This is a genomic window from Cytobacillus dafuensis (genome assembly GCF_007995155.1).
GTDB classification, from domain to species: domain Bacteria; phylum Bacillota; class Bacilli; order Bacillales; family Cytobacillaceae; genus Cytobacillus; species Cytobacillus dafuensis.
Map to the genome: position 1 here is coordinate 3977256 of NZ_CP042593.1, position 21078 is coordinate 3998333.

The following is a 21078-nucleotide window of genomic DNA, read 5'->3' on the forward strand; positions in this document are numbered from 1 at the left end:
GGACACCCTCTTTTTGTGCTAAAGCAAATGATCATTTTATGAACATAATAAAGCGAAAATCGAATTTCGATAAAATAACTGCTAAGTATCTCTTATAAGAAAAACTAAACAATCGCCAGAAAAATTTTATGATTGCCGATTTTTTTAAATTAAAACATTGGATTATCCTCTAAGTATTGATATATATTCTCAACTAATTCCTCAGGAGTTTCACCTGTAACTACATCACCATTCACTAAAGCGAACAAAGTAGATGCGCATTTGCCGCAATAGCCGAGACAGCCATATTCAATCACATCTAGGTCATAATCCTTTTCTAATACTTCTAGTGCTTTTTGAGATCCGCTAGCCAAATTACTAACGCAAAACTCAATGATTGGTTTAATCATTTCTATCACCTCAATTAGAAAAGCGCAAGCGCCTTGGTCACCCCCGACAAGCATAAGACGGGCCGACGAGAAGGTTGTTCTTTAACCTTCTTGGCGGACTGGCTTATGACCTCGAGGTCGACAAAAGTGCGACGTCCTGTCGCATTGTCGACACTAGTACGTCCTGTACGTCGGGGGTAGGCGCTGGAGCTGGACAATTCTCTAACTCGAAAAAATTTATACTTACTTATCCTTAGAAAAGCGCAAGCGCCTTGAAAAGGATATAAATTTCATTGAAACTTACCCTTATTATGCTACCTTTTTTAACAATTTTCCGCAATATTTTTACACTATCCGTAAGTGCCATAAAAAATGTTTCTTTCCTATATTTTAAAAATGCTTCTTTATCACCTTTTGATATGTTTTGTCAAGTTCATTCCATATTTGGTTGTGATTTTGTCACAATTTAGTTATACTTTCTATGGGATTAAGATTATTTAAATTTGTCGCTCTTTTGAAAAAAAATACTACATTAGAACGGACTTAAAGGGGATTACAAAATGAAAAATCTAGTAATACTTGGCGGAGGATACGGTGGGATGAGGGTTCTTGCTCGTCTTTTACCTAACCAGCTTCCAGAAGATGTATCTATTACTTTGATCGATCGTGTTCCTTATCATTGCTTAAAAACAGAATATTACGCATTAGCAGCTGGTACTATTTCTGATCAACATGTTAGAGTTTCCTACCCAGAGCACCCTAGACTTACAATTAAATTTGGGGAAATTACGAAAATTGATCTCGATAATAATAAAATTCTCTTACAAGATGAGCAGCCTGTTCCTTACGATGATTTGATTATTGGTTTAGGATGTGAAGATAAGTACCACAATGTTCCGGGTGCAGATATATATACATACAGCATCCAAACAATTGAAAAATCTCGTGCTACCTATCAGGCATTAAATAATTTAACAACTGGTTCAATTGTAGGAATCGTTGGTGCTGGACTTAGCGGAGTTGAAATAGCCTCGGAGCTGCATGAAAGTCGACCTGATTTAAAAATAAAATTGTTTGACAGAGGCAGTCATATCCTTTCCGCATTTCCGCAAAGATTAAGTCTGTATGTGGAGAACTGGTTTGACAGCCATGAAGTAGAAATTGTTAGTCATTCGAACATCACACGTGTAGAGGATAAAGTTCTATTTAACCATGACGAGCCTATACCATGTGATGTTATTGTATGGACAGCAGGAATTCAGCCAAATAAAGTCGTTCGTGAAATGGAAGTAGAAAAAGATACTCAAGGACGTGTCGTTTTAACAAAGCATCATAATCTTCCTAATGATGAACATGTTTATGTTGTCGGTGATTGCGCAAGCTTACCTCATGCACCTAGTGCCCAGCTTGCAGAAGGTCAGGCTGAGCAAATTGTACAAATCCTATTGAAACGGTGGAAAGGTGAAGAACTTCCCGATTCGCTGCCGACTATTAAGCTAAAAGGCGTCCTTGGCTCACTTGGCAAAAAACACGGATTCGGACTTGTGGCAGACCGTGCCATTACAGGCAGAGTCGCTCGAATACTTAAATCAGGAATCCTATGGATGTACAAAAACCACAGGGGATAAAAAAAGCGGAAGCGCCTTGATCTCCCTCAGGCATAGCATAAGACAGGCCGACGAGAAGGTTATTCTTTAACCTTTTTGGCGGACTGACTTATGACTTCGAGATAGACAAAAACGCGACGTCCTGCCGCATTGTCAACACTAGTACGTCCTGTACGTCAGGGGTAGGCGCTCCTCCTAAAATCTACCGCTTTTAGTCGTGCGATGTGTATGCTGTCGAAGCTTTCCCTGTTGAGCTAGACAATAAGAAAAGCAGAAGCAAAAAAAAAGAGCATTTTCCAATTGGAAATGCTCTTTTTCATTTATTCTGGTTTATATCCGTATTTTTCCATTTCATTATAGATGGTTTTTAGCTTTGGATTTCCTTCTCCAACCACCTCATTCTCTAAAAGAACAACAGGATAAAACATATCTTCCTCAATAACACGTTGTGCAAAGTCTTTTTTTTCTTCATCCTCTGGAGGATTATGAATGTCTACATACGTAATTTTAAATGGCTGATCTGGGTATTTCCTGCTGATAGCAGCCTGTAACCATTCATACGTTTCCTTTGAGGATGGAAGGTTTACACAGCTTGGACATAACTGTTCTGCTCCATAAACAGTCATTTCAACTACTCGATTCAATTCCTTTTCCCCCTTTATAGCACTCGATGAAAGAAGCTTAATTAACAACATAACTAACTCTATTTTACAATATATTATTGAAACTTCAATCAGTGGGGGTCTTCCGATGTACAGGAAGTGCCAGTGCAGACGTTGCGATAGTCTTACAGCCCGTTAATCTGCGATAAAGTCTTTAGAAGCCTTATAATTTTTTCATTACAGTGGAATTCCCTCTCTTTAAATAGATTTTTACTTGCAATATGATTATAATAAGTATTAAGAAAGGAGTAGATAAAAATGGCTGAACAAACAACAATGCTTGAGCAAGTTCAAGAAGTGTTAGATAAATTACGTCCATTCCTTCTACGCGATGGAGGAGACTGTGAATTAGTTGATGTAGAGGATGGAATTGTGAAACTTCGCCTCCTTGGCGCTTGCGGAACTTGTCCTAGCTCCACAATCACATTAAAAGCTGGTATTGAACGTGCTTTATTAGAAGAAGTACCAGGTGTTGTAGAGGTAGAACAAGTATTCTAAAGATATGGATTATTAATGTTGGACTTGAGGAAATCGGTAGAAGTTGCCGATTTCTTTTTTGTTTCTGCATTCTAAATACATTCGATTTTGTGTTTTCATTATTTTAATGAAAAGAAATTTTTGATGACAAGTTTTTAAAGATCTTATTAGCGGAGATTAAGACCACTTCTCTTGGAAAGGTTGGTTTTGATGGTCATATTAGCATCTAATTGGACCACCTTTCTTGGAATTGTTAACTTTGATGGTCATATTAGTATCTAATTAGACCACCTTTCTCGGAATTGTTAACTTTGATGGTCATATTAGCATCTAATTGGACCAACTTTCTTGGAATTGTTAACTTTGATGGTCATATTAGCATCTAATTAGACCACCTTTCTCGGAATTGTTAACTTTGATGGTCATATTAGTATCTAATTAGACCACCTTTCTCGGAATTGTTAACTTTGATGGTCAAATTAGCATCTAATTGGACCACCTTTCTTGGAATTGTTAACTTTGATGGTCATATTAGTATCTAATTAGACCACCTTTCTCGGAATTGTTAACTTTGATGGTCATATTAGCATCTAATTGGACCACCTTTCTTGGAATTGTTGACTTTGATGGTCATATTAGCATTCGAATAGACCGCTTTTTTCCAAATTTTACTTTCAGTGGTCTAAAAAAAATTCCACATAAAGAAGCTTCAATCAAAAAAGTGAGGGCATCACTTTTTTGATTGAAGCAGATTTCAAAAAACGTCCTTAATTTTCACAAAAATCAGGGGTTTTAGTATATACCTTACTTCCGACTTGATCAATCTTTAATAAGCGGCAGTCCATATGAGGAAGAACACTTCCTAATCCTTCAGCAACAGCAGCTCCCATTCCTTCTTCAGCTAGGCAAAGGACAGTTGGCCCTGCTCCACTTAAGGCTACACCAAAGGCACCAAGACGAATTGCTTTGTCTTCAATGATTGTCAAATGTGGCACAATCTCTTTTCGATACGGATGATGATATAAGTCCGCTTTCATCATTTTTCCAGCAAGCTGCAGATTATTGCTTAATAATGCGGCAATTAGTACATTCCCGATTGCTCCCGCTTGTACAGCCTCATTATATATTAGGGAGCTAGGCAATATGCCTCTTGATTCCTTTGTTAAAAGCTCATCTCTTGGTACAACCACTATAATATCTAAATTCAAATGAGTAAAAACTTCAGCACATACTTCCTCTTCCAATTGGCAGCCGACCACTAATCCACCAAAAAGGGATGCACCTACATTATCCGGATGCCCTTCGATCTTCGAAGCCAATTCCAATTTAGTCTGCTTCGTTAATTGAAGATTGCAAAGCGAGTCTGCTAATTCAATCCCAGCAACAATAGCGGCCGCACTGGAACCTAACCCTCTAGCAAGCGGGATATCACTCTTAACCCTTACTCTACAGCCTGGCAGCTTATGATGATATTGTTTTGCCGTTTCCATGGCAATTTGAAAGATATAATTTGATTCATCTTTTGGAAAAACATTTAAATCGTCAGTTAATGGGAGCATCTCCCAATTATCAGCTTTTTCTACCTCTAATGTTAAATAAACATTCAACGCTAATCCTACGGAATCAAAGCCTGGTCCTAAATTAGCAGAGCTGCCAGGCACTTGAATGATGAGCATTTCACCTTCGCTCATACATGAACAACTCCCTTGATATGCTCAGCTACTGTAAGCTCATCATTCGGTAAAACGATTGGCTTAATTGGACTGCAATCGATTGCTACATTAGGGTCCTTTAGTCCATTTCCAGTTAAAATGGCAACTACTCTTGTTTTAAGAGGGATTTTACCGTTTCGAAGCTGCTTATAGATTCCTGCTAACGAAGCACAAGAAGCAGGCTCAGCAAAAATTCCTTCTGTTGAAGCTAGTTTTCGATACATACAAAGGATTTCCTCATCACTGACTTCATCGATTTCGCCCTTTGACTCCTCTATTGCTGCACTCGCTAAATGCCAGCTTGCAGGATTACCGATCCTGATTGCAGTAGCAATCGTTTCCGGATTTTCAAATACCTTATTATGGACAATGGCTGCTGCTCCTTCAGCTTCAAACCCATGCATTCTTGGAAGTCCAGTTTGCTTTGACTCATGATATTCTTTGAACCCTTTCCAATAGGCACTAATATTGCCTGCATTCCCGACTGGAAGCGCAAGAATATCTGGTGCAGCCCCAAGAGCATCACAAATTTCAAATGCACCTGTTTTCTGACCTTCAAGGCGGTAAGGATTTACAGAGTTTACGAGAGTAATAGGCTCCGTCTCACTAATTTTTCTTACCATTGCTAAAGCATGGTCGAAGTTTCCTTCGATTGAGATAATCTCCGCTCCATACATCACAGCCTGTGCAAGCTTACCCATGGCTATTTTTCCTTCTGGGATCACTACGATGCACCTGAGTCCTGCTCTTGCGGCATAGGCTGCGGCCGCTGCAGAAGTATTACCCGTAGATGCACAGATTATGGCGTCGCTGCCTTCTTCCTTCGCCTTCGCTACAGCCATAACCATGCCACGGTCTTTAAACGAACCAGTCGGGTTGGCTCCTTCTGTTTTGACATAAAGATCAATGCCCCATTCATCAGATAGCTTATCAAGCCTAATTAATGGCGTATTTCCTTCGTTTAATGTAAGCAACGGTGTATGCTCATTAACAGGTAAGTACTCTTTATATGTTTTTAGAAGACCTTCCCATCTCATACATTTGCACTCCCTTCTACCCGATATGAGCTTTCAATTGTTTTAACTGCCTGTAAATCTCTTAATTTAACTAAAATATCCTCATAATCTTGTAACGATGCTTGATGTGTTACTAAAACAATCTCTGCATACTCTTTTTCTTTCAATGGCATCTGAAGAATCTTTTCGAAGCTTACACGATGCTCAGAAAAAACGGATGTGATATTTGCAAAGACACCAACTTCATCCCTCACATGCAATCTCAGAAAATATTTGGAGTAAATTTCACTAGGTTCTTTTAGCTGTTTTTTGTATTGTGGTGTTACAGAGTTTTTTCCAGTTACACCTAAACGCATGTTCTTCATCACACCAACAAGATCGGAAACAACAGCTGTTGCTGTCGGCAGACTGCCTGCCCCTGGGCCATAAAACATCGTTTCACCGACGGCCTCTCCATAAACATAAACAGCATTAAATTCATCTTGAACTGATGCTAGAGGATGAGTATCGGCTAATAAAGTAGGCTGAACACTGACATCGACCTTTTCCCCTTCTCGATGAGCAATTCCGATTAATTTCATTGTATAGCCAAGCTGACGTCCATATCGAAGATCTTCCTCCGTTATCCGTGTAATCCCTTCAACCTTTACATCATCAAGCTCGATTTTCATTGAAAATCCAAGTGTTGCTAAGATTGTCATTTTCCTCGCTGCATCAAGCCCTTCAACATCAGAAGTAGGGTCTGCTTCCGCGTAGCCAAGGACCTGTGCCTCCTTCAACACTTCCTCGTAGGCACTGCCATGCTTGCTCATCTTCGTTAAAATAAAATTGGTCGTCCCATTGACAATCCCCATCATTTTCGTAATCCGATCAGATGCAAGACCATCTACAAGGCTTCTTAAAATCGGAATTCCACCCGCTACACTAGCCTCGTAAAATAGATCACATTCATTCTCCGAAGCAATCGTCAGAAGTTCTGAGCCGTGTACTGCCATTAAATCCTTGTTCGCTGTTACAATATGCTTCCGATTCCTTAAGGCCTTTATCATATAATTTTTCGTTTCTTTCATCCCGCCCATAACCTCAATAATGACATCGATTTCTGGATCATATAATATTTCATCCGGATCTGTTGTTAACTTCTCATTGTCTATTTTCACAGCACGTTCTTTATTTAAATCCTTTACTAGGATCTTCTTCACTTTTATTGGACAGCCTACTTGGTGCATAAGCTTATCTTGATGGTTTTCAATAATTTTCACAACACCTGAGCCAACTGTGCCCAGACCTAATAAGCCGATTGAGATTGCCTCCACTTTCTTACCCCTCTCACCTTGTTCCTTCTGTATGTACATTTGTATTTGTATAGTAGACATTATAGTGTTAATTTCTTTTTTTTACAACAGATATTTTCAGACTAATTTGGTTTTAAGTGAAACTTCAATCAGTGGGGGCTTAACCGCAATCTTATTTTTCCGTTATGCTTGTGGGAGGATTCAAACAATAATGGGATGCTATTTTTTCAGCCAGCTAATTAATGGAATTTTCATATTTTGGACTGGCACTTCGGCAAATTCATAAAATCCACCTAAAAATCTTTCATGATCATCTGTTTGCTGCAGAAACTTTTGCAGCCTTTCTTCGAGCATTTTTTTCTCCTGTTCCGAGCTTGTTCCAAAATATGATTCGATGCAATGAAAATAATGAAGCGGAAATAAAATTCGGGAAAAATACAGTCTCCAAGAAAAAGATGATAACGGAACAATGCTTTGATAATCCCTAATAAATTTTCGAAGATCTGGCTCATATGTTTTAATATTGCGGAAGTACTTTTCTCTCGTCCATTCAGCTATATCCCTTGAAGAATGATCAAAAACCCAGTCCAATGGATTTTTCATATAGTAGGAGCTTGCCCATGTATCTGGGGTAAACCGATCATGACATATGGTGCCGCTATCTACTAATGATGGCTCATCATCAATTTCTGTGTCTACAAGATACTGAATAGCATTTTCAGCTATCCCCCGGTAGTATGGAAAGGATTCGAGAAACATCCGATCAAATTCTTGGTCTGGCTGCTGAAACAACATTTCATTCCATACATGTTCCATTTGATCTAGCCTTTTTTCCCATAATTGCTTCCAATGTCCGACTCTGGTTATCTTTTTTACTGGAAAGGATACCGATCTCCCTCTGACGTGAAACCTTGCAAGCTTCCTGCCAAAATGATTTATTTTTCGGCTTTGCGTTTCCTTATTGATCAGCACACAATATTTTCTATTTTCCCACTCACTAAATTGCTTGCCATCCTTCGTTTTCAGGAAAGTACTGCAGTATTTTTCACCGTTTTTGACAAGATGATCAGTAAGCATTTCTAATTCAGCAAGCTCCTCATCATTTATCGCTCCGGTTGGGACAAGGATAAATATTTCTCCTTGCTTCCTGCAAGCACGGTATTTACCTATTCTGATCTCTTCATCCGCTTGAACCCCGTATGAATTTTTAAGCAGCTTTAACATTTCGCACCTCCATTATCCAACTCCTTATCGCAAATATATGAAATGAAATCACAAAACTTGTTCTTTTCTTGAATAAGTGAAGTGAGTAGGGAAATGATGAATGATGTTCAGCCTTCAAAAGCCTGGCATTAGCATAATTTTCAAAAATAGGGTATATATATATATTGAAACTAATAGGAAAATAGGTGGAGCCGATGAACGAGGAAAAACGGGCAGACTTGATTGAGCAAACAGCGCGAAAATGGCTGCAAGATCGTGGAGTTAAAATTGAGGATATTGCAAAATTAGTCTATTTTCTCCAAGAAAAATATCATCCTAATTTAAAAATGGAGGATTGTGTTGATAATGTTGAGCGAGTCCTCTCCAAAAGGGAAGTTCAAAATGCCATCTTGACAGGCATTCAACTTGATATGCTAGCAGAAAACAAGCAACTTTTAGAGCCCTTGCAGAAGGTAGTCGAAACCGATGAAGGGCTGTATGGTGTTGATGAAGTATTAGCTTTATCCATTGTGAATGTTTATGGATCGATTGGATTTACAAACTTTGGTTACATCGATAAGCTAAAGCCTGGGATCTTAAAAGATCTAAATGATAAAAGCTCAGGGAAATGTCATACATTTTTAGATGACATTGTTGGAGCAATTGCTGCTGCAGCATCTAGTCGTTTGGCACATAGGGCGAATGGATCTATGGAGTAGGAAGTGGTTATTCCTTCTGCCGCTCTCATCAGCGTAGGTTCGGTTTCATATGCGGCGATGCAATAAAGCAAAACAGGCAGTGACTTAGTAAGTCGCTGTCTGTTTTGCTTTTCTTCTCTCATACCTCATTTGGTTGAACAATTAACTAAGATTCGTCATTTCGTTAAAAACGAAAAATAGTTCTATATTAAGAATAAAATAATAACTTAATAAAAAATATGGTTTTAGGCTGACATAGAAAGGAGTTAAAAAATGATCGTAGATATACATAACCATATTTTGTATGAACTTGATGATGGTCCTCAAAATCAGGATGAAACGATTTTACTTGCCAAACAAGCAGTAGCCTCTGGGATCAGTCACGTTATCGCAACCCCTCATCATAAACATCTTCATAATGACCATTTTTATGAAAATGATCCATCAACCATTATATTCATGGTAGAGAAAGTCAATCAAATATTAAAAGAAAACGAAATACCTTTAACTGTTTATCCCGGAATAGAATTTCACTTACATGAAAATATTCAATTTGATATCGAAAATAACTTGGAACATTTTTTAACTTTAAACAATACAGGAAAATATTTGTTAATAGAACTTCCGTGCCACTATTATCCATCTTATACAGAAGAGGTTCTCTATGAATTACAAAAAAAAGGGTTTGTTCCGATCCTTGCTCATCCTGAAAGGAATAAAGTATTAAGAAAAAATCCATCAAAAATTTTTGATATGGTTCAACATGGAATATTAGTCCAGATTACAGCAGGCAGTATAACAGGATCCCATGGAAGACGTTTAAAAAATTTCTCGCTTCATTTATTAGATCATAACCTAGTTCATTTTGTTGCCTCAGATGCCCACCATCATTCACGTCGAAAATTTGAACTAATTCATTCCTATGAATATATTGAAAAGTACTATTCCCCGAACTACCGAAATTTTCTTGAGGCAAATACAATCCATGTTTTGGAAGGAACTGACTTCAAAGTCACCGAGCCTATAATTATTGGAAAAAAGTGGCAGTATTTCTTCAGATAACCGTTCTCCAATATCAAATGCCGTCAAAACCTAACCATATTTCAGAAAATTGAATACTATAATATTACAATTAAGCAAGATCCGTATCTCTTTTTTAGGAGGTATTTATTATGAAAAGAATGATAGATTTGATTGTTACTTTCTTATTAATACTTATTTTTTCACCAATTATGGTCACGATTGCCATCATAATTTTTATCAGTATGGGCACTCCCATTTTGTTTAAGCAACTTCGCCCTGGCCTTAGCGGAAAACCATTTTATATTTATAAATTTAGAACAATGATCGAAAAGCTAGATGAAGATGGGAATATGTTGCCGGGGCAGTTAAGATTAACTAGATTAGGAAAATGGCTAAGAAATTATAGTTTAGATGAATTGCCCCAATTGTTTAATGTAATAAGAGGTGACATTAGTTTAGTTGGGCCTCGCCCCTTATTAATGGAATATCTTCCTTTATATACAAAAGAACAAGCTAGGAGGCATGAGGTCAAGCCAGGAATTACTGGTTGGGCTCAAGTTAATGGTCGAAACTCCATTAATTGGGAAGAAAAATTCAAATTAGATATTTGGTATGTAGACAATCAGTCTATTTCACTTGACCTAAAAATCATGGCCCTAACTATTATTAAGGTCATAAAAAAAGAAGGAGTCAGTGCTAGAGATCATTACAGTATGGAACGCTTCAAAAAATAAGAAAAGAATACGAAAAATTCTCTAGATAGTACCTATAGATACGTTTTTTCAATACATTGAGGTGTTTATATGGAAAAAATCCTGATAACTGAAGTTGGGGCTGCTCCTGCTGAAAATGTTATTAAGTCATGGAATCAATCGTCAGTGAAAGAAGAAATAATCGGTGTGTCAAGAAATCCGATAAATCTTTTCACTTCCAAAGTTCAAATTAAACGTCACATACCATATGAGTTTGCTTTTGGTAATGAATATAAAAAGGCATTTTTAAAGATATTAGAAAAAGAGAAACCTAGTCTTGCTGTATTTATGAGTGATAGAGAAATTTTGGAAGCATCTAAATTTAGAGAGGAAATTACTGCAACAGGAACTCAATTATTTATGCCCAGACATGAAGTGATTGAAAAGTGTACAGATAAGTATCAATCTTATATGCTATGGCAAGCAGAGGGGATAAAAGTTCCTAAAACAATTGTTATTAATAATAAATTCGACCTAAAGATGGCATTTTCTCAGCTTGGGAATAAGGAAGGGAAAGTTTGGCTTAGATCTACAGTTGGAGCAGGAGGAAAAGGTTCATTGCCTACTAGCGACTATGATTTCGCCAAAAATTGGATTGATTCCTATAAAGGCTGGGGAAATTTCACTGCCTCGGAATTTCTTCAGCCTAATAACACTGTAACATGGTTATCTATTTGGTATGAAGGTGAACTAGTTGTTGCTCAGACGAGGAGAAGAAAATCTTGGGGGTTTGCAAATCGTACCTTATCTGGTGTGACAGGAATTACAGGAGTGGGAGAAACGTACTCAAATGAGAATGTCAACAGAGTAGCAACGGATACCATATTTGCAATTGATAAAAAGCCTCATGGTGTTTATGGTGTAGATATGACATATGATCAGAATGATTTTCCGAATCCAACAGAAATCAACATGCGCTTTTTTACTACCTGCTACTTCTTTACAGAGGCTGGTTTGAATATGCCAGAGATTTACAAAGACATCGTTATATACAATAAATTCCCTTCCCTTAATAAAAAATTGAATCCACTTCAAGATGGACTTCTTTGGATTAGAGATATGGATAGAGAACCCATTTTAACAACTGAGGAAGAGATAAACAAAGGTATGCAATCATAAAAAGGATGGAGATTCTCCATCCTTTTGTTTTTCCTTTTCATTCCACAGTAAAATATTTTGTATACTCAGCCCTTTATCTATGGTAATTTTCCATAGTTAAAATAAGAAATTCGATTATCTTTAACTTCTATACAATTTCTAGTATCAAAAATTACTGGTTTTTTCATTAAATGAATGATTCTATTTTCCGAAATATCCTTAAACTCATTATGATCAGTCAATACTAAAATACACTCAGCATCCGTAATCGCTTCTTCAAAGCTTGTTAACTTGGTTTCTATTTGGTTTTGATTTACATGAGGGTCATATACTGCTATATGGTATCCTTCTAACTGTAGTAGTTTCAATACACTCACCGCAGGACTTTCACGTACATCATCATTATTACCTTTATAACTTAATCCGAATACGGCTATTTTCGTATTAACATTAGGTACCAATTTTTTTACTTTTTCGATAACAAAGGAAGGCATTGAGTTATTAATCTCTCTAGCATTTGAAATTAATACAGATTGATTAGGTGCTTTTTCAATAATGAAATACGGGTCAACGGCAATACAGTGTCCACCTACACCAGGGCCTGGTAAGTGCAGATTCACTCTTGGATGGAAGTTAGCAAATTTAATTACTTCGAGGGCATCGATGTGGAGATGATCACAGATTTTTACAAGCTCGTTCACTAGAGCAATATTAACATCACGATAAGTATTCTCCATTAGCTTGACCATTTCTGCATTTACTGTAGTAGTAGTTAGAATAGTTCCTTTTACAAAAGTTTTATATACATCCGCTGCTTTCTGTGCTGAATGCTCATTAACACCTCCTACAATTCTTGAGTTTTCTACTAATTCAGTTAAAATTCGACCGGGGAGTACTCGCTCAGGACAATAAGCCAAGTATATATTTTCCCCAACTCTCCATCCTTCCTCTTGAAAAATTGGAACAATCTTATCATCAATCGTTCTAGGCGGAATGGTCGATTCTATAATGATGACATTATCCTGTTTAATAAAAGGTAAAATGGCTTTCGTTGCCTGAAGGACATAATCAATATTAGCGATATTGTCACTATTAATCGGTGTTGGAACAGCTATGATAAAGCAATCGGCATTGGTCGGCTCTAATTGAGCACGTAGCTTCCCCTGTGCTACAGCTTTCTGAACAGCATCCTCTAAGCCTGTTTCCTCTATATGGATTTTCCCTTGATTTAGTTTCTCAACAATCATCGGATTAATGTCAACACCAATTACATCCCATCCAGCACTAGCAAATATTGCTGCTGTTGGGAGTCCTATATAACCTAGCCCAATCACACAAAGACTTTTTGACATTAGGTTGACCTCACAATCTTTTCTATTTCCTCAATATAGGTTTTGGATAAATTTTCTCTGTTAAAAGTCTCTCGTACATACTCGTAGCCATTTTCTCCTAATGTTTCTATCAATTTGGAATCTTGATATATTGATAGTATTTTATTTTTGAAATCTTCCGGATTGTCCACATCAACAAAATAACCACAGTTGCTTTTTTCAATAAGTTCTCTTGCTACCCCATTAATTCCTAATAAAATTGGTTTTTTACATGACATATAATCAAAAACTTTATTTGGGTAAACCGTTTTATATATCTCTATATTTTTTAAGACAGCTGTACATACATCAGAGGCGTTGCAGAAGTCCGGGATTACCTTTTTAGGTTGTGGTGGTATAAATACTACATTTTCAATCTGTTCTTCTTCCGCTCTTATCATCAATCGCTTTTTCTCCATCCCATCTCCAATTAACAAAAAGACGATATCGGGGTACTCTCTGCATATTTTTGCTGTATTCAAGATCGAGTCCAAATAATTCGCAACACCATGAGCTCCCATATAAGTTATGACAAATTTGCCTTTTAAGTTATATTGATCCCGAACCCAGTTCTCTTTTTCACCAGGTTGAAATATATCTAAATCTGCTCCGTTCGGTATGAAGATTATCTTATTTTCTGGTACATTTTTTTTCTCAATTAACGCCTTTTTAAACGCTGGAGTTAATACATTTATTTTGTCAGAAAACTTATAACTTAGTTTTTCAACAAGGTATGCAGCATGAATTAGCGCTTTGTTTGTTACAACTCCTATGTCAATGGCAGATTCGGGCCATAAATCCCGAATTTCAAAAATCATCGGTGTCCTTTTAAACAGCTTTAATAATATTCCTGTAATTCCCACAAACAAAGGTGGTGAAGAAACCATCATAACATCATGTTTCTTTATTTTAAAAAGCGCTGCATATAATGAAGAAAAAGTAAAAGAGAAGTATCCCCATAATCGTCCACGAAACGATTTATTGTAGCTCTCAGAAACATAAGTACGATAAATGGTCACGTTGTCGGAATACTTTTCTTTTACAATCCATTTGCCCTTATATTTTGATTCTTTTTCCCCAGTTGTATAGTGAACCGTTCCTGCAACAACCGTAATTTCATGCCCCAGCTCTTCCCAATACTTCACAAACTGATTAAATCGGGAGCCTCCTGAATCATTTTGACCGAGGAAATATTGACAGATTAGTAATATTTTCATTTACCGCCTCGCACCCCTTCAATCAACCTTAAAAACATGATTATCGCCAATTTCAAACAGGAGTAAAGTATAATCATTTATCTGAACATGATTATTCTCTAATGAATAATTAATTGTATTTTCCTGAGTTGTAATAACTGTTATTATTCGTGTATTTTGCTTGCTGTTGAGATTCAATTCAAGCTGGGGAGCTGCTTCTTTAATTCCATAGTATAATGATTTCCAGCCTCTTATTATATTTGTTGCCCCTATACTGATTTGATCGTTTGTCTTTTGCGAAGAAAATATCTTTAGATTTAATTGTTCATCTTCTAATCTAATTCCCCAAGTATTTTGATTTATTTTTTCTACCTGATTGACTCCAAATAACCATCTAAGTGAAAAGTTTTGATTCTTACTTTGAAAATCACCAAACATATCATCAACAATAATCCAGCAATTTTCCTTGTGCAGAATAGATCTACGGTGTATAAGCGGGGAATAGTTACTGTGTTCACCTTCAAATATAGTAACGGAGTCATCCTTATAAAATCTTAACAATTTAGATTTAATCCAATTTAACCAAATAAATCTTTGCGCTTTATCCATTTGATCTTTATTATTTATCATCAATGTATTATGTGAGGAAGTGCCATTAAAAAACAGAAATTGATCTATGTCAGTATTATATGAGAATGTCCCCGCATCAGTAAGCACATTTTGACCTTTCCACCACAGATCCAAGTGAAGCATATCTGCTTGTGCCGGCCTATCTTTGAAAGTTGTACATCTTATCATTCCAAACGAGTCTTTTTCTCGAATTGTGTAATAACCTCCAATCGGATAGCTTTTTGTCTCTTTCTCTTGACAATCGATTGGTGCACTTAGAGAATCAATCCCACATAACCAAAGGAGATTCTCCTCATGAATTCCACTAAGATAAAGACGCTTCCCCGTTAATACGTACCATAGTGCGTTTAATTGAGGCCGATAATCAAGATAATCATTGCTTGCTAAAGGGTGAATTAAGGCGCCATCATTCATCCCGTAATTCGGTAATTTCCCTGTTTGATCATCTTGATTGTTATATAGGAATAACGCACATTTTTTTAATCGATCATGTAACTCGTCTGAGAACTGGTCATTATTTTTTTTCGCCAATTGGAACACCCATGTGTATACTTGGACGACTAGTCGTTGATAGTTCATAGAATGCTGCAGGTATGTTCCATCTGAATAAACCTGTCTAAGACCTTCCTCTTCAAGATATTTTTTACCTTTTTCTTTCCATCTTGAAGCTTTATCAAAAAAGGGAAATAATAATCCTACCGTATACATTCCTGCAGCTTCTGAAATAGAATGATTATTTCTTACAGACTTTAAAGCAAAATCATAATGCCTATCAATATGATCCGCATGACAATAAATCATTTTCAGCATTTTTGTCATTCTATCTGGAGTTGTTTCTTTATGGCTTATAAAAGCATACAGACCAAATATCCAGGCCATTATTCTGAAGGTCATTTCTTGGCCGCATTTATAATTAACACCAATTTCTGCAGGATTCTCCCCTATCCAATTTTCAAACAGCTCCCAATATTTCGCTGGATACTTATCATCATTGGTAAGAATAAAAGCACGGACAATAGTATAGACAAAGGGAAATCGGGATAATTCCCAAATATATTTAATGTCGCCAAAGTCATTTTCAAGATCTTTTATGTTTACCCAATGTACTTTCGGCACTTCTATATTGTTCACCGGATTAATATGCCAGTTTATTTTTTCAAATTTTACATTCCAGTTGCTAAAATAAAGAAAATTGTTTTCACAAATCTCATCCGCAATTTTAATAACGTCATTTTCCATAGAAGGCAGAAGCGAAAACATCCTATCTTGTATTCCTTTTTTATCTTCGGATAAAAAAAAGAAAGGAGCTTTATTTTGTTTCCACCAAAAATGAAGCTCCTCCTGTGTTTGGAAATTTAGATTTGTTTTTTCAAAGAATTCATAATCTGTCATATGATGAGGAGGAAATTTTTTTTCTAGGAAGCCCATTTTTTTATTCAGTTCATATTGAAGTCTGAACAACGTCCAGTCTAATCCCATCTGTCTCATGATCTTTAATGTAGTAATCATAATGTCTCCTTCTCATTTCTATGTTTTAAGCACACGCTATGCTCCCTCACTTGAATTTTTAAGTGCTTCTCTCCAAGCTTGAAGACTTATGTCTAAGGCGTTCTACCACCTCTAGCATCTTCATTGTCGAGTTTCCTGTGTATCCCGGCAAAACTTTATCAAGATAGTCTTCTCTAAAAAATTGGAATTTCTCATGTATGATTTCGATATTATTCAAGGCATATTGAAGTTCCTCGCGATTGCAAACCTCATATGTAACAGGATGAGATAAAAAGTCGACTTTGGATTCGTCTGTATTATATTTTTTTTCATAATTTACTCGTATCGGAGGAATACCGATAAGGATTGATTGATAGATCGTTCCAGAAGAGATAGAAATACTAACCTCAGAGTTCCTAATAATTTCATTACTCTCCTCATTACTAATGGACCCCATAATACCTGTTTCATTAATAATGTTACTGAATTTTTTTTGAAAAAACTTTTTTCTTTTTTCACGAGGATGCAGCTTAACAATTACACTCTTACCAATATTTTTTACCGATTTAGCAACATCGTTTGTAATATTAATATATTCATTTAAAAAATCATCTGGTTGAGTAAATATAGAAATTTTTCCTTTTACATTCTTTTTAGAATTAAAGTAATAATCATAACTGATAGGCCCAACATAATTAAACTTTTCTCTTTCATTCGGACAATGTTCAAGGAAAAATCGGTAAATATCATAAGTCATAAAAAAGATTCCATTTGTCCAAACATTTATAGGTGCGATGCCTTTCCAATAGGTTGTATGTTGAATAGTATAAATGGGAATACGATTATCTTTTGCCCACAACCCTTCAATCGCAGCATTATGGTTAAAAGTTTCCGTTGTAAAAATCGTTTCTACTTGATTAATCTTTTCTAACACTTTATTTAACAACCTATATCGAATAAGGCCTTCTATCCAGCTAGAAGATATTTCACGCATCAAATCTTCACCATTTATATACACGTTGTTAATCATAAAGTTTGGCATTAATGCAAGATGTTTGCGTAAGTTGATGGTCAATCCTAGGATAGAAAACAAGTCTTTAATCGTTAATAAGCCTGTCAAAGATAAATAATCTATCCCTTTTTTACTTAAGTAGGATGTGCAATTTCCCCTTTGAAGCATATCCATAGCTACAAAAAGAGGTCTCTTTTTTTGTCTTTTTAATTCATGATAAATATTTAATAATGGAGATACCTGCACAATATTTCGAGCCAATAGAAAAGTAATTTTGTCATTTTTATCATCATTAAATGAGTAGACAAATTTTTTCCTCTTTATCGCTGCCTTTGCGGTAAACCACATCTTAAAATAAATAAGAAATCTTATTAGAATCATAAACTCTCTTCTTACAAACCTATAAAAAAGAAGTTTCACTTTCGATTCCTTTGCTACCCATTCTGTTGAAATGCCCTTATCCAATAAAAACTTATTAATAAAATAATTTAAATATCGGCTCCTCGTATACATTAGCCTAAACGGCCGCTCTCCCTCTGAAAAAAATATAGAAGTGAATGGAAGCTTATCGTGGCCATTAATAAAAGTGACGTTCGTAATATTTTCACTCTTAATCAAACCTTCAATTTGAACTAAAACATGGTTAATAAAATGGTAAGTTAATTTAGAAAAACCATTCATATATGGCAATATTAGATCAACCATACTATCCTGATTAATCTTTTCGAATTCTTCTGTTAATTGATTGTATAATGTAAAACAAGGTTCAATATCTCCATACGCTTCATGTTGAATATCAATTTTGAGCACCTTATAAGCATCTATTTTTTTTGCAACGTTTTCTGATGCTGCAATAATGCAGTATTCTTCTGGGTTAATTCTCTTAATAAATCTCATTAAAGTACTATTTATCTCGTCTTCTAGGTAAATAACAGCACGCATGAAATCCCCCCTGGTGAATTTTTCTTTGAAAACAATAAACTGAAAGAGTTCATCAAAACTTTTCTGATGAGTTCTTCCGTTTAAATTGAAAACTCATCTTCAAAAGGATTCCGAAGCAAAGAATAAATAAATAGTCGATAAAAAAAGTAAAAGCGGTAAAGGAATTAATAAATGCTGCAATGACATACATGCAAAAAATTTTTTCGTTATCGTCTAACACCTTAGAGTATAATGCCTGTAAAGACTTAAACATGACCCTTATTAAATTCATATAAAGGATAATTACATAAACCAATCCAAATTTTGTAAGCAAACTAACAGGTGTAAAATGGGAGTTGTGTTTACCAACTTCAATTAGTTCATTCCTAGGTGTAAAAATATCATAAACATAACCAGGACCCATCCCCGAAAACAATAGCCCAAACGAATATTTTACGTCATTTAAAGAATTTTTAATTTCTAGAATTCTATAATCTTCAAATATAGCGCTATACGCTGAAAAAGGATTCACTATCATAAACTTATAAAATAGATCATGCAAAAATGGAGGTAAGCTAAAGACTCTTTCTGGGGTCATGGTATAAAAGAGTAAAAAAATGACACAAAGAATAAATACAGTTAAAAGAATAATCCTTATGAAAACATTATTCTTCCTATCTACAATCAAAACGATTATAAATGTTATTAATAGAGATAATAATAAGGCTCTTTTACTCGCCAGCAAAATTAATACAATATTATAAACCATTAAATAGTATCGCTTTTTCGTGTAATAGAAAACGATTGGAAATAAAAACATAATTGATGTTTTACCCACACTCAATATTTCTATCCCTATTAGAGGAAACAAGGAGTAAATCAATAGAGAAACGGATAATGAGATGGTTAACCACTTAGCTAATGGATGAAAATCTCTCTTTTCGATATCACTGTTAATGATGTATACCAAAAGGAGCACAAACGAAATTCCGTTTATAAAGTCGGAAATTATATATCTAGAAAAATCGTTATAAATAACCCCAAAAGCAAGAGATACAACTGTTATGACCAACATCAAAGCAAGGCTATAGGTAAATTTTAGATGTATAAATCGAGGAATAATCATAATTAAAAAAATATATAAAAAAACAGCATTGATTACTATATCAATATACGAAGTATTATAAATATTAGCTGCCCTAAAAACTGAAATAATTTGAGAAAAGCAAATACTAAACAAAATAAAGTTAAATATAAATGAATCCATATTAAATGGATTACGACCTAGCCTTACTTGATTCATCTTTCATCACCACTTGTCTTTTGGCGTTTCTGTAAGCTAAGCAAGTAAATACTAATTGGGAAATAAGTGTACCGATTGCCACAAAATATAAGGGATAATTTAAAATTAAAAATATTCCGCTTAATAAAGTGTTAACTATTATCGAAATAATTTGTTGAATGACAATTAGTTTTTCTTTGTCTCTTGCAATTTGAATAACATTACAGAATAAAGCAAGGGTATTAAAATATTGCCCCACGATCAGAATGACAATAATGACAAAGGATTCAGCATATTGAGTAAAGAAAAATTGAATAAACAATTGCATTACAAATATAACAGCTGCATTAAATAGAATGAGCAAAACACTTAATAGGATTAATGTTTTCCGAAAAACCTCTATTGTGTTTGGTTTGTTCGTAGAGTAAAATTTTAAAAGCTTCGAATAATAAATATATGATATGGATTGCAATACAATAGCACTTCCAGCAATAAGTGTTGTCGAAAAATTATAAATTCCTAAATCTTCATTTCCTCTATAAATTCCAATTAAAATTTTATCTATGTTGATATACAGCAAATAACCTAAATTAAATAACAGCAGCAAGCTACCGCTCTTTATTAATTCATTAAATTCATGGCCGAACAAATTCTTTGGAGAATTTAATGATAATCTAGTATATTTTTTTGATGTCATAAAATAATAAACATTTGCCACTAAAAGTGAAACCGCATAAAAATATAAAGCTTTTTCTAAATTTACGCTTTTAAAATAGGCTAATAGTAAAATAACCTCTAGAGAAGCAACAAGAATATACCCAATCGCTATTTCAGTAAATTTCTCAATGGATCGCAATAGACTTTCATAATAAATGTTTATTTGGTAAAGAAAGAGAATAAAAATAACTAAAAACCATAAATCAGCAAAGATATTTATTTTCGTATTTGTTATAGCTAAAGCCAAAATGGTAAAAATGATATAGCTATATACTAAAATTGAAAATGTATTATTTATATACCTTTGTTGTTCAAGTGGATCTTTCTTAATAGATACATATTTTACTAACGAGTAATTCGTTCCTAAGTTTATAACGATAGAAAATGTTAAGAGCACAGCAACCCAGCTATATAATCCAAATGCATCAATTGACAAAAGATAGGCTAAAATCATACTTCTTAGAAAGACAATGCCTTGCTTATAATATCTCGAAAATGTGTAAATAATAAGCGTTTTTACATTTCCTTTTTGACTAAAGTTCTCCATTTCA

At 35.1% G+C, this 21078-nt stretch carries 18 protein-coding genes; 6 read left to right on the top strand and 12 right to left on the bottom strand.

What is annotated here, in order from left to right; translation table 11 throughout:
* Positions 1-149: 149 nt before the first annotated feature.
* Positions 150-389 (bottom strand): YuzB family protein, encoded by a 240-nt coding sequence (locus FSZ17_RS19020; RefSeq protein WP_057773914.1) that lies wholly within the window; start codon positions 387-389, stop codon positions 150-152.
* Positions 390-928: 539 nt separating this feature from the next.
* On the opposite strand from FSZ17_RS19020, the gene FSZ17_RS19025 reads away from it, so the two are divergent.
* Positions 929-1996, top strand: a complete 1068-nt coding sequence (locus tag FSZ17_RS19025; RefSeq protein ID WP_057773280.1) for an NAD(P)/FAD-dependent oxidoreductase — start codon at positions 929-931, stop codon at positions 1994-1996.
* Positions 1997-2295: 299 nt separating this feature from the next.
* Here the strand turns inward: FSZ17_RS19025 and FSZ17_RS19030 are convergent, their stop codons facing one another.
* The gene (locus FSZ17_RS19030) at positions 2296-2601 is read right to left on the bottom strand and encodes a YuzD family protein (RefSeq protein ID WP_228460365.1); all 306 of its coding nucleotides are present in this window, start codon (positions 2599-2601) and stop codon (positions 2296-2298) included.
* Between the two features lie 294 nt (positions 2602-2895).
* Between FSZ17_RS19030 and FSZ17_RS19035 the strand changes: the two genes are divergently transcribed.
* Positions 2896-3135: a NifU family protein gene (locus FSZ17_RS19035; protein ID WP_057773283.1), complete on the top strand. Its 240-nt coding sequence runs from the start codon at positions 2896-2898 to the stop codon at positions 3133-3135.
* Positions 3136-3881: 746 nt separating this feature from the next.
* Here FSZ17_RS19035 and thrB read toward each other — a convergent pair.
* The 4 genes from thrB to yutH form a co-directional block, all read right to left on the bottom strand.
* Positions 3882-4805 carry a homoserine kinase gene (gene thrB, locus FSZ17_RS19040; protein WP_057773285.1) on the bottom strand — a complete coding sequence of 308 codons (924 nt, stop codon included), beginning with the start codon at positions 4803-4805 and terminating at the stop codon, positions 3882-3884.
* A complete protein-coding gene (thrC, locus tag FSZ17_RS19045) occupies positions 4802-5863 on the bottom strand; it encodes a threonine synthase (RefSeq protein WP_057773287.1) in 1062 nt (353 codons plus the stop codon). Before thrC ends, thrB begins: the two co-directional genes overlap by 4 nt.
* Positions 5860-7158, bottom strand: a complete 1299-nt coding sequence (locus FSZ17_RS19050) for a homoserine dehydrogenase (protein ID WP_146846528.1) — start codon at positions 7156-7158, stop codon at positions 5860-5862. The genes thrC and FSZ17_RS19050 overlap by 4 nt, the downstream gene beginning before the upstream one ends.
* A 198-nt stretch (positions 7159-7356) precedes the next feature.
* Complete coding sequence (yutH, locus tag FSZ17_RS19055) at positions 7357-8361, bottom strand: spore coat putative kinase YutH (protein ID WP_057773288.1); 1005 nt, start codon at positions 8359-8361, stop codon at positions 7357-7359.
* A 194-nt stretch (positions 8362-8555) separates the two neighbouring features.
* Here yutH and FSZ17_RS19060 point away from each other — a divergent pair, with 194 nt between their 5' ends.
* From FSZ17_RS19060 to FSZ17_RS19075, 4 genes are all read left to right on the top strand, one after another.
* Positions 8556-9059, top strand: coding sequence for a phosphatidylglycerophosphatase A family protein (locus tag FSZ17_RS19060; protein WP_057773290.1), 504 nt, complete (start codon positions 8556-8558; stop codon positions 9057-9059).
* Positions 9060-9311: 252 nt separating this feature from the next.
* Positions 9312-10100, top strand: a complete 789-nt coding sequence (locus FSZ17_RS19065; RefSeq protein ID WP_057773292.1) for a tyrosine-protein phosphatase — start codon at positions 9312-9314, stop codon at positions 10098-10100.
* 110 nt (positions 10101-10210) lie between these two features.
* Positions 10211-10795, top strand: a complete 585-nt coding sequence (locus FSZ17_RS19070) for a sugar transferase (RefSeq protein ID WP_057773294.1) — start codon at positions 10211-10213, stop codon at positions 10793-10795.
* 69 nt (positions 10796-10864) lie between these two features.
* On the top strand, positions 10865-11932 hold the full coding sequence (locus tag FSZ17_RS19075; RefSeq protein ID WP_057773296.1) for an ATP-grasp domain-containing protein: 1068 nt from the start codon (positions 10865-10867) through the stop codon (positions 11930-11932).
* Positions 11933-12009: 77 nt separating this feature from the next.
* Here the strand turns inward: FSZ17_RS19075 and FSZ17_RS19080 are convergent, their stop codons facing one another.
* The 6 genes from FSZ17_RS19080 to FSZ17_RS19105 are packed head-to-tail and all read right to left on the bottom strand — an operon-like array spanning position 12010 to position 21074.
* Positions 12010-13263 (bottom strand): nucleotide sugar dehydrogenase, encoded by a 1254-nt coding sequence (locus tag FSZ17_RS19080; RefSeq protein WP_057773298.1) that lies wholly within the window; start codon positions 13261-13263, stop codon positions 12010-12012.
* Positions 13263-14498, bottom strand: a complete 1236-nt coding sequence (locus FSZ17_RS19085; protein WP_057773300.1) for a glycosyltransferase family 4 protein — start codon at positions 14496-14498, stop codon at positions 13263-13265. The genes FSZ17_RS19080 and FSZ17_RS19085 overlap by 1 nt, the downstream gene beginning before the upstream one ends.
* Before the next feature lie 18 nt (positions 14499-14516).
* Complete coding sequence (locus FSZ17_RS19090; protein ID WP_057773303.1) at positions 14517-16616, bottom strand: alginate lyase family protein; 2100 nt, start codon at positions 16614-16616, stop codon at positions 14517-14519.
* Between the two features lie 58 nt (positions 16617-16674).
* Complete coding sequence (locus tag FSZ17_RS19095) at positions 16675-18549, bottom strand: hypothetical protein (protein ID WP_057773305.1); 1875 nt, start codon at positions 18547-18549, stop codon at positions 16675-16677.
* A 52-nt stretch (positions 18550-18601) separates the two neighbouring features.
* Entirely contained in the window at positions 18602-19831 is a 1230-nt protein-coding gene (locus FSZ17_RS19100; RefSeq protein WP_057773308.1) for a hypothetical protein, read from the bottom strand.
* Positions 19806-21074, bottom strand: coding sequence for an oligosaccharide flippase family protein (locus FSZ17_RS19105; protein WP_057773310.1), 1269 nt, complete (start codon positions 21072-21074; stop codon positions 19806-19808). Before FSZ17_RS19105 ends, FSZ17_RS19100 begins: the two co-directional genes overlap by 26 nt.
* Between the last annotated feature and the right edge of the window lie 4 nt (positions 21075-21078).